Origin of the sequence: Kistimonas scapharcae (assembly GCF_039540975.1) — a bacterium.
In the GTDB taxonomy this organism is placed as follows: Bacteria; Pseudomonadota; Gammaproteobacteria; order Pseudomonadales; family Endozoicomonadaceae; genus Kistimonas; species Kistimonas scapharcae.
Window position 1 is genome coordinate 1 of record NZ_BAABFL010000374.1, and the last position, 10,634, is coordinate 10,634.

Genomic DNA, 10,634 nt, shown 5'->3' on the forward strand with positions numbered 1-10,634 from the left:
GCTCGTTTCATCCTGTGGATAATTCGGCGTTTGACGACCGGGTCGCTGGGAAGCTGACCGCAACAGGAGGCGCATTATAGGGATCAGACTTGCAGTGTCAACCGTCTTTATCCACAGCCCGACTAGAAGCGAATGCTCTAACTAAGGGTTTCACATGAGGAACCAAACGGTAGCCAAGTAATGCCACGACAATGACCACATAGAGCAAAGGCTCGCCGTATCCACTTTTGGATAACCATAAATAGTGCAACAGAACCAAAAGCACAGAAACGTAAATCATCCTGTGGAGCTTTTGCCAATTTTTACCCATACGTTTCATAACCGCACGAGGGGATGTCACCCCCAACGCAATCAACAGAAGCAGTGCTATTGCGCCAACCAGAATATAAGGTCGTTTGAATAAATCTTGATAAAGCTCGGTCACATCAAGATTTAGCAGGAAGAAGAAATAAGCTGCAACATGTAATACGGCATAAAACAGCGCATACAAACCCAACATACGCCGGAATCGCAGAAATTGTGAAAACTGCAATAGACGCTTTAGCGGTGTGACCGCCAACGTTATGCACAGAAAACGTAATGCCCAAACACCCAAAAAAAGCACAATCGCTTTGGCTGGGTCAGGACCAAGCGTATTTTGATAGGCCGCAGTTATCACCCAGCCTAACGGCCATAAGCATAAAAGAAACACGGGAATCTTACTGACAGTTACCAAGCTTCTTACGGTCATCAGAAACTCCTTTTCAGATCCATGCCCTGATACAGATGCGCCACCTCTTCGGCATAACCATTGAATATCTGAGTTGCAATACGATTTGGGTTAAACAGCGATGTTGGCAAACGTCGTTCATTTGCCTGACTCCAGCGAGGATGATCCACGGCCGGATTCACATTCGCATAGAATCCATATTCACTTGGGGCGATAGACTGCCAAGAGGTTTTAGGTTGGGTTTCAAGCAACCGTATCTTCACAATCGACTTGATACTTTTGAAGCCATACTTCCAGGGAACCACCAGCCGCAACGGCGCACCATTCTGCGGTGGAAGTGTTTTTCCGTACAAACCAACAGCCAGCAATGTCAGCGGATGCATGGCTTCATCCATGCGAAGCCCTTCCACATAAGGCCACTGGATATAGCTGAATGCGGATTTTTGACCGGGCATCTGAACAGGATCATGCAGTGTTGTGAACTCAACAAACTTGGCCCGGGAAGTTGGATTGAATCGCTGCAGCAGTTTTCCCAGAGGAAATCCAACCCAGGGAATCACCATGGACCAGGCTTCCACACAACGAAGCCGGTAAATTCTCTCCTCCATCGTCAAAGGTTTGAGAATGTCTTCCAGCGTGTACCGGCCAGGCTTTTCAACCTCACCTTCTATGACAACAGACCAGGGATCAGTTTTAAATTCACCGGCATATTTAGCGGGATCTTCCTTACCTGTTCCGAATTCGTAAAAGTTGTTATAGCGAGCAACATCGGTATACGGCGTCAGCGCTTCGTCTGTCATGATATCGGACGATTGATAACCTGATACCTTTTCCCGCAGCCAGTCAGGTGCTTGATAATCTCGAATACCCTGATAATTTGAAGGGTCAGAAGGCGATAGCTGTTGTGAAGATTTTTGGGCTGAAGACTCTGACGCATCACAGGCCGCCAAAAATCCCCCTCCCATGGTTAACAAAGCGAACTGCCCTGCTTTCCTGATAAAAGATCGCCGATCAGCGTATATCGACTCGGGTGTAATCTCGCTGCTGGCAATGGGCTCAGGCTTCTTTATCAGCATTATTCTTGCCCCCTAACGAAAAAAAGCGTTATTGCTTTAAACAATAACGCTTTTTTATGTAATTTGGATTCAGTGAATCCAAAATCCCTTAGTGGGTAGGCTCTTCCTTCTTCTTGCTAATCCCACCAATATTCATGATGGACATAACGGGACCAGAGCAGGCATAAGCCAGGAAGATAAACAGCAATACACGGGGCGGATCAGTAAAGACCACCGCGAAGCACAGCACCACAACCAGGATAAAGAAGAAAGGGACACGTCCTTTGAAGTCCAGCTGCTTGAAGCTGTTATAACGGAAGTTGCTGATCATCATGATGCCGGACAGGCCAGTGATCAGGGCAGCCAAAATGGCAATTGCGATATTGGAACCATCCACACCATAGTCACTGAAGGCCCAAACCATACCTGCAACCACCGCAGCAGCTGACGGACTGGGCAATCCGGTAAAGAATCGCTTGTCTGCGGTTTCAACCTGGGTATTGAAGCGAGCCAGTCGCAATGCGGCGCAGGCGGCATAGATAAATGCAACCATCCAGCCAAATTTGCCCAAATCCTGAAGAGCCCAACTGAAGGATACCAGCGCCGGCGCCACACCGAAGGACACCATATCAGACAGGCTGTCATATTCTGCGCCAAACTTGCTCTGGGCATTTATCAGGCGGGCGACACGACCGTCGAGCCCATCCAGGATCATGGCGACAAAAATGGCAATGGCCGCAGCGCTGAACGCGCCGGACATCGCACTGACAACCGCATAAAAACCACAGAACAGTGCGCCTGTCGTGAACAGGTTGGGTAATAGATAAATCCCTTTGCGGCGGACCTGTTGTCCGTCTTCCGCCACTTCTTCGACATGCTCGTCTACTGGCAGCATGGCATCAACGACTGAGTCGTCTTTCTTTTCCGGTTGGTCAACCATTTACGCGTTTCCGGATACTGACAAAAAGAGAAGGCCACTCTATCACGAAAAAAAACCACTTTGTGTATATAGATCAATAAAGCACGCAGTTAACACACTCGTGAACACCAGAAAATTCGCATTGAATTTGATATTTAACATGCTCGCAGGAATGGACCAAGTCATGGGACTTCATGACGACGAGTCCGGTTTTCGTCTTGATCATCCAGTGCGCTTTGACTGTCCTCACCACAATAGTGGCCACCGGCACTATTCATCAAGGGTTCTACCACACCGGTAAACAACAACCCCGCCAAAACACCACCAATGACAGGTCCAAGAACATAGACAGTAAGAAAACCAAAATGATCGTCGGGAAGCGCCGCCTTTCCCCAACCACTGAGCATGCTCAGCAACCGAGGCGAAAGATCTCTTGCAGGGTTAAGCCCCGCCTGCGTTAGCGGTCCGAGGATCGAGATAATGGCTGTAACAGTCAGGCCGATAAAAAAGGGAGCCAGCGTTTTATCAGGCTTTCCCGTATTACAGCCTTCCGTCAAGGCAAGAATCATAAAAACAAGGCCGAATGTTCCTATGCCTTCTGCAAATAAAGCATTGATGGTGGATACCGATGCCACATTTCCAGCCATGGGATTGGGATAAAACTCCCCAAATATCATGGCGCTTGCGACAGAGGCATCGGTACCACGCACGATTTCATGGGCTGCCTCAAACTGGAGGATAGAACTGTAAAACAACCAATACAGACATATTGCCGCAACCAGTGCACCAGAAAACTGCGCGCCAAGATACCAGGGAAGCAAAGCAGCATGCATCCTTCGACTGACAACCATTGCAATACTGACCGCAGGATTAAGATGTGCACAGGAAAGTCGGCGGGTCGCATAAATAGCAAGCGTCACCGCCAACCCCCAGATGATCGCCACCTGAAAAAGTCCCACATGAGCAGAAAACAGAACCGTTACCGCGACTGAGCCGCAACCCAAAAAGACGATAATAAATGTGCCAATAAACTCTCCGACAAACTCCTTCGAATATGTCATTGATGAAGCTCTCAGCTGAAAACGACTTGATATAACGTCTTTCAGCGTGCAGCCGTAAAAACGCTATAGGGAAAAAAAGATGAATACCCGCAGCCAATGAATCGTTTGACGGAACGTCAAAATCGTCCCGTCAAAAAATCTTCAGGGGGCTATTCATAAGTAGAACTGAAGTAACACATATGGATTTGCCTGAAGCAAAGCTACAGGGATAAAGTAGTTGATAAGGGACAAAGAAGGAATTCAACCATGAGCATGGATCCGCTGGCATCAGCCCGACGCCTTTCACCCCGACGAAAAACCTCCTCTGCAGCCTCCATTGACGAATTAACCCATGAGCAGCTTCATCATTTTGGTATAGACCCGACCTCAGCCATGGGGGAAAAACTTGAGGCCGTTACGGCCAACCTCTATCGCTCTGGTCATAGTATTGATGAATTGCTAAGCACTACTTTCAGCCTGCTCGACACTCTGACGCACAATGATCGGATCAGCTATTTCAATGCCAAGAAGTTTCTCTGCTTTCAACTGGCCAAACTGATTGATACGTTGCAACCGTCCATGAAAGGCGATTACCAGGCACTCTCCTTTTCTGATAAAAGCCGCTCGGTTAAAGGTGAACACCCACTGTTTTGCAATGTCAGCGCCCTGTTCTCTGCGACGCCTGCCGTAGTCAGAACAGCCACCTATTTATATGCCTGTACTGAATGGGTGGACGATGCATTCCATGGTCGAGAGAGCACTCATCCGATTTATACCCGCCTGCTGAACCCGACCTCAATGGCGCTGGCCAACAGCGTGGTTGACCTTGAGGCTGGTCCGCTTGCTGGTGAGTATCTGGCTTGGAACTTCAACAGCGGCATGGCTGCTATTGATGCATTGCTCAGTAATCAGCTACGTCATGGCGATATCCTTATCGTTTCGCGTAATGTTTATGGTGGCACCCACCAGCTACTGCATGATTACTTTGCCCGAACGGATCGACTGGCAATAGAACTGGTCTGGTTCGACGGTTATACCCACGACGATTTCCAACAGGTACTCGAAGATACCAGAGCTCAATATGCTGACGCACTGAATCATGGGAAAAATCTCAGTATCTACCTTGAATCCCCATGCAACCCCCACGGTTACGTGCTGGATGTTCCCGCCATCTGCCAGCTTGTCCACCAGCACAACCATACCGTGATGTTGGACGCCACACTGGCAACCCCATTCCTGCAAAAACCGCTGCAGCACAACGATACGAATAAACGACCGGATTTCCTTATTCACAGTTACACAAAAGATATCTCGGGCAGTGGCAGTACAACAGCAGGTGTAGTGATTGGAAAAAATCACCGAATGTTTATCCCCAAGGGCGATACCGCTGAAGGGCTCAACTGGGATCAGAGTCTGTTCTGGGATGTCTACTATATAAAAGGTAGCTTTCTGGATGCCGACAAAGCCATTGATGTCTATAACGGCATGAAGACTCTGGAGTCCCGAATGCTGGGTAAATGCATCAATACTCGGGTATTTGCTGAATTCCTCGCTTCTCATCCTGCAATACAGGTGAATAGTAACGCCATTGCCAGCAATCCCAACCGTGCGCTTTGCCAGGAGCAGCAATACCTGGGATTACCCAGCCCACTGTTCAGTATTGATTTTGAGCAGGCCAATATTCCCAAGGAAGCGTTCACCCGATTCTTTGATGCACTGGAACCGGCTTTCAGCCATATGGTCAGCCTGGGGCAGAGTAACACCTTACTACTCTGCCCGGCGCTGACGTCACATTCAGAACTCAGTGAACAAGCACTCGAAGATGCCGGTATTACCCCAACCACTATCCGGATAGCCATGGGTAATGAAAACCCACAGGATCTCATCACGCATTTCCGCGCGGCGTCAGAATGTCATATTGATCCTGTGCTCCCCGGGTTTTCTTCACAGTTTATGGACGCAAATACCGTTAGTCAGATGCTAAGAAAAATTTATCTGGAAACACATACAGCGCATATAGAAAGCATCCTGTAAATTTATCGCGAGACGGTAGTTAATCTATCCTCTCGCGATCACTCGTTCTTTCTATAAAAGCGTATCATCGTCACGCTCTTGATAAGCATTAAACTTGGAAGACAATGGAAAAACATATCGTTTTTTTACGTCATGTAATATTCAGGCTAGAGCAGCATCAGTCACAATCCATACTTTGCTGTGCCTGTAAGCTCAACTGCGAGCCTGTACTGGCCTGAGGTTTACCAACAGAAACCAAAGAACAAATATAGCTAGTCAGGCAACATTGTAGCTTCGCATCATCCTGTAGCTCGTAAAGTTCATAACCCTGTCGCACCAGAAAATTGCGAAGTAAGTCCTTGTCCTGTTCTTGTTGCATAAACTCACAGCATTTTCTATAAATAACTTCTGCTCTTTGTTCTCGTGTATAATCATCATTCTTTGCATGAAGTAAAAAAATAGTGCACGGATGGTCTTTCATTTCAGTATTAGACAACTCCCCAGGAAATCTTATACATGCCAGACTTGCCAATTCAGAGACATATGAATCACACGATCCACCCAATGAAGAGTATAATAGCTTATTTTCATCTGCCGCTTGTTTTTTTATATCTACCAATCCCACCATCTGATGGTATTGATCAGCAGTAACCTCATGAGACTTGAGATAAAACTTCTTGCGAGAAAATAGTAAATAAGCCAGACCTCCAACATTAATAGTGCATTTTTCTGTCTCATCCGCAAAGTATTTAATAATAAAACTTAAATCCTTATCAATACCTTGTCCCAGACGAAGATCCGTTATCCAGGCCGCGAAAGGCTCTCTTAGCACAGCATAAGCATGCCCTGTTAGGGTGTCAGACTCAACTATAGTTTCAAACTGAAAATTCTCTTCAATTTCTGACACCTGCATTGCTTGAGCTTCAGGTGAAATCTGGTGGTAATCGTTAATGTGTTTATATATCGCTGGAAGATCAAAAGAGTTAGAAACATCTTGATCACATACAACACATACAAACTTGTTCTTATGGTCATTATGAAGAATACCCTTTCCAGCCATTTCAATAATGAGGTCACTACTGACTTCAGAGTGGCTATCATAAAGAGCCGCAAAACAGTCATTATTAAACGTATCTAAAAAAAACAAGCTGAAAGGAATTTTAGAAGCATGCATACAACTGCGTCCTTGATCAGACACCTCATGCTGACGAATGGCATCGATTCCTACTTCTCTTGGGTATTTATCCCTTGAAAAAATACAGGATAGTTTTCCATCGCTACCCAATGTCATTTTTGCAGATGCAAGCACCATGGATTCATCAATAGTAAAACCATTTTTATGAAATCGACTCACCAGAGTTTTAGCAATACCTCTCTGAACCTGATTCAGTCGGGTCTTGGATGACGAAGCATGATCAGCGATACTGTGATCAATCTGCTTGATGCAATAATCACAGGTAAACCTGGACGCTACAAGCTTTCCTTCCCCCCCGCCACAAGCTCCCATTCCTGAAGTTGAAGGCACTACTCCAGTGACACCATAAGGCTGAACATTCATGCCCTGCATTAATGCTCCCCCCGACAATACAGCTCTTGACGTAGAAGGAACGGGCGATTGCCTCCCAATCAATGAGGGTTTAACCGCGTTGCCATAATGGCTCCCATCCATGATATTATTACTCTTGTTACTTTCAATAAAACATTCCCTAATATCACCATTCATCAGCCACTGCAGAGGCAAATGCTACGAACATCCTTAGTAGGCTCACGATACAAAGCGACTAATACAAATTAAGATATCATGGCGAAGATATTTATACCCTATCTATCACTAGTCTTATCTGGATAGCCTCACGAGATAGCTAATTAATGGTGCTAATCAGAAAACATTTTATATTACTTATTGTTTATTTCTATAACAGGCTCGTTAATACCACTAACCTAAACATCTCACCTTATTATTTTAACTCTGACTTTTTACCGATCAAAATCTACTTCATAAAACATTAGCATGATCAACCACAATAAAAATTCATTTGGGCAGGCATCTTCATTTCTACTATTCTTGCCGAGAGCCAATAGGAGTATATTGAACCATTCATTCTACCAATTTCTCTGAGGGCTGATAAAATAAGTGCCGACCATGAATCGTATCCAAGATACATATTGAATGGCATCCTTTAGATTCTCAAGATAGGTAGATTTTCCCCTATGTTTTTTAATACGTGCCGCTATATATTCATATAAAGAATAAAAATCGGCACTGTTATACGTAGAGACAAAAGAAAATTATTACTTACGTCTTACTAATTTTTCGATGGCCAAACCAACACCCGCGAGAGAAACCAGCTTTCGTAATCCGGCGGGACGCACCACCGTTGCCAGCAGACGATCCATCAATGCCAGCTTTTCCTTGGAATAGGGATACCAGTTAGGCTCACGCTTTCCGCGGGTCGGATCAATCAAGACAGCTTTGGAGCGTGTCATTCCCAGCAATCCTTCAGCACCTTTCATACGGCCATAACCAGAATACTTCACACCGCCGAACGGCAGATGAACATTCCCTTCCGTGAGCATAACGTTGTTAACGTTGACACAACCGGTTTCCAATGCCCGGGTGACCCGATCAGCCCGCATTGTGTCCTGAGTCCATAAGCTGGTGCTCAAACCAAAATCACAGGCATTATGTCGGGCAATGACTTCTTCTTCAGAGGTAAAACGATAGACAGATACCACCGGGCCAAACGTTTCTTCCCTGGCAATCAACATATCATCAGTGACATCAGCAACGAGTGTCGGCTGAAAAAAACGACTACCGGATTCCAGACGCTGACCACCGCAAAGAATACGTGCACCTTTTTCCTTGGCATCTGCCAGTTGTCTATCAATGATATCTGCCTGGAAATCGGTGGTGATCGCCCCAACATCCGCATTGCCATCCAACCCTAATGTACTGGCCTCCAGTTCCTTTTTCAGACGTTCAACGAAAGTGTCATAGATAGAATCATTCACAAACAAACGTTCTGTCGCCGTACAACTCTGACCACTGTTGTGCATATTGCCCCACGTAGCTGCAGCGACGGCTCGATCCATATCCGCATCATCAAAGACAATCATCGCATCTTTGGCGCCCAGTTCCATTACGACAGGAATTACCATCGGTGCTGCCTGGGTCAGGATTTTTTTACCGGTACGTCCGCTGCCGGTGAAGGCAATCATATCGGGTCGCAGGGCAATTAGTTGTTGTGCCGTTTCGCCACCACCTTGCACAACTGTCAGCGCTTCTGACAATAACGGTGACAGACTGACAATCTCTTTAAATACATCAGCCATCGGAGTTTGCTCGGAGGGTTTAATGATCACGGCATTACCTGCCGCAAAGGCAAACATGGCTGCCGTCATGGCAATAGCCAGTGGCAGATTCCACGGCGATATCACCAGTACCACACCTCTGGCTTCATGATAAATACGGGATTTTTTTCCCAGCAATGTGATGGGTGTCGAAACTTTCTGGTCACCCAGTATCTTGTGAGCGTTATCTACCAGCCATTGGCAATCTTCCACTAGCTGGAAAAGATCGGAAATCATCGCATCGGTTCGGCAACGTCCCGTTTCCTCAACAATACGATCCAACAAACGCTCCCTGTTCGCCATCAGGTAATCAATCAGCCTACGAATTTCTGCCTGACGCTCTTTGATGCTGGTCTGCCGTACCTTTTCTGCTGCCTGACGGGCATGAACAAATGCAGACGTTATTTCTTGTTCTGAGGCACTTGGCATTTTATAAAGGCAAGCACTTGTAACAGGGTTGCTAACATTGATGACATCCACAGCCTAACCTGACCTAATTTTGTTATTGTGTGTCCACTCTAACCCATAAGTGCACCATGGTTCCATTTTTACTCTGAACCCTTTGGTGAATCCCTTACACTCCCTCCCACTTATGCCTCTATTGCTCACAGTTTAAGTGAAAAGTTCAGTATTTTTACGAGTCTCAATAACTGCCTTATCGGATAGGTTGTCAGACAGCATATCGACACAAGTGGACGTTTCAAGGGAACTTTTTCAGTTTGGCCAAGTCTGTCTAGTGGGCAGATAAATTTCATGGACAACATGTATGGACACAGGTATAGCCACCACCAGTCGATCAGCTTTTACATCGACAAAAACTGTTAATCAGCTCGCAGTAAGGCACTCAGCCACGCCCCTTGATTCATCACCTTTTAAGCCTGACAACATGGAAGGTGAACTGTACGCATTAAATCGCCTGCGCATAGGCCCAAGCCGTATCTTTTGCACATCAGGTGCCGGCCAGGGTCTGTTTATTAGCGATCGTAATTGCAAGCCTCAGCAGGCAGTCTTCCAAGAAGGTGAATGCATTCTCAGAAACATCAGTGGTATTACTGCATTTCGAATGCGTGATGAGAAAAGCAAGAAATATCTGGAGTGGCTTTATTACGATGATTGTTGCTTCCTATTAACAGATGACTCCGATGTAATATGGAGCGGGTTTACTATTGAAAACTTAGAAATAGGCGTCTTACCGGACGGCCCAGCTATGTTCATCAATGACTCAGTGAGTCCTAATTGCGGCATTCAAGCTTTTCTCACTCAAGGCTTTGTAAACATTAATTCCAGCGCAGCTCTTGTGTCAATGCCTGAACAAACCACACCGACAAAAGCATCAGACGAAAAAAAAGCAATACTGGCCCATTTTTCACATACTTTACTAGCGATCAACTTTGAAGTTATTGCAGAAAAACCCCTCCTTCAAAACACTGAACTTTTGTGGTGTTACAATCCAATAAAAGCACCCACGGTGTTTGTCAACATAGTTGTCGCCCCAACTCAAGCCGCTTTCTTAAGTTGATCAGCTGAAGATCTGTCGGGATTAAGCC

The 10,634-nt window shown here is 46.0% G+C and carries 8 protein-coding genes; 2 read left to right on the top strand and 6 right to left on the bottom strand.

The window, feature by feature from the left end; translation table 11 throughout:
• Positions 1-97 precede the first annotated feature (97 nt).
• The 4 genes from ABD892_RS13545 to ABD892_RS13560 all read right to left on the bottom strand — a co-directional run bounded on the left by ABD892_RS13545 (position 98) and on the right by ABD892_RS13560 (position 3,744).
• Complete coding sequence (locus ABD892_RS13545; protein ID WP_345196315.1) at positions 98-730, bottom strand: protein-methionine-sulfoxide reductase heme-binding subunit MsrQ; 633 nt, start codon at positions 728-730, stop codon at positions 98-100.
• On the bottom strand, positions 730-1,785 hold the full coding sequence (msrP, locus tag ABD892_RS13550) for a protein-methionine-sulfoxide reductase catalytic subunit MsrP (protein ID WP_345196316.1): 1,056 nt from the start codon (positions 1,783-1,785) through the stop codon (positions 730-732). The genes ABD892_RS13545 and msrP overlap by 1 nt, the downstream gene beginning before the upstream one ends.
• Before the next feature lie 88 nt (positions 1,786-1,873).
• Complete coding sequence (gene pssA / locus ABD892_RS13555) at positions 1,874-2,704, bottom strand: CDP-diacylglycerol--serine O-phosphatidyltransferase (protein ID WP_345196317.1); 831 nt, start codon at positions 2,702-2,704, stop codon at positions 1,874-1,876.
• 161 nt (positions 2,705-2,865) lie between these two features.
• Entirely contained in the window at positions 2,866-3,744 is an 879-nt protein-coding gene (locus ABD892_RS13560) for an MIP/aquaporin family protein (protein ID WP_345196319.1), read from the bottom strand.
• A 246-nt stretch (positions 3,745-3,990) separates the two neighbouring features.
• On the opposite strand from ABD892_RS13560, the gene ABD892_RS13565 reads away from it, so the two are divergent.
• Complete coding sequence (locus ABD892_RS13565) at positions 3,991-5,757, top strand: trans-sulfuration enzyme family protein (protein WP_345196321.1); 1,767 nt, start codon at positions 3,991-3,993, stop codon at positions 5,755-5,757.
• Between the two features lie 157 nt (positions 5,758-5,914).
• On the opposite strand, the gene ABD892_RS13570 is transcribed toward ABD892_RS13565, so the two are convergent.
• Both ABD892_RS13570 and ABD892_RS13575 read right to left on the bottom strand, forming a co-directional pair.
• Positions 5,915-7,459 carry a hypothetical protein gene (locus ABD892_RS13570; protein WP_345196322.1) on the bottom strand — a complete coding sequence of 515 codons (1,545 nt, stop codon included), beginning with the start codon at positions 7,457-7,459 and terminating at the stop codon, positions 5,915-5,917.
• A 569-nt stretch (positions 7,460-8,028) separates the two neighbouring features.
• Complete coding sequence (locus ABD892_RS13575; protein WP_345196323.1) at positions 8,029-9,567, bottom strand: aldehyde dehydrogenase family protein; 1,539 nt, start codon at positions 9,565-9,567, stop codon at positions 8,029-8,031.
• Between the two features lie 286 nt (positions 9,568-9,853).
• On the opposite strand from ABD892_RS13575, the gene ABD892_RS13580 reads away from it, so the two are divergent.
• On the top strand, positions 9,854-10,606 hold the full coding sequence (locus ABD892_RS13580) for a hypothetical protein (protein WP_345196324.1): 753 nt from the start codon (positions 9,854-9,856) through the stop codon (positions 10,604-10,606).
• The last annotated feature ends 28 nt before the right edge of the window (positions 10,607-10,634 follow it).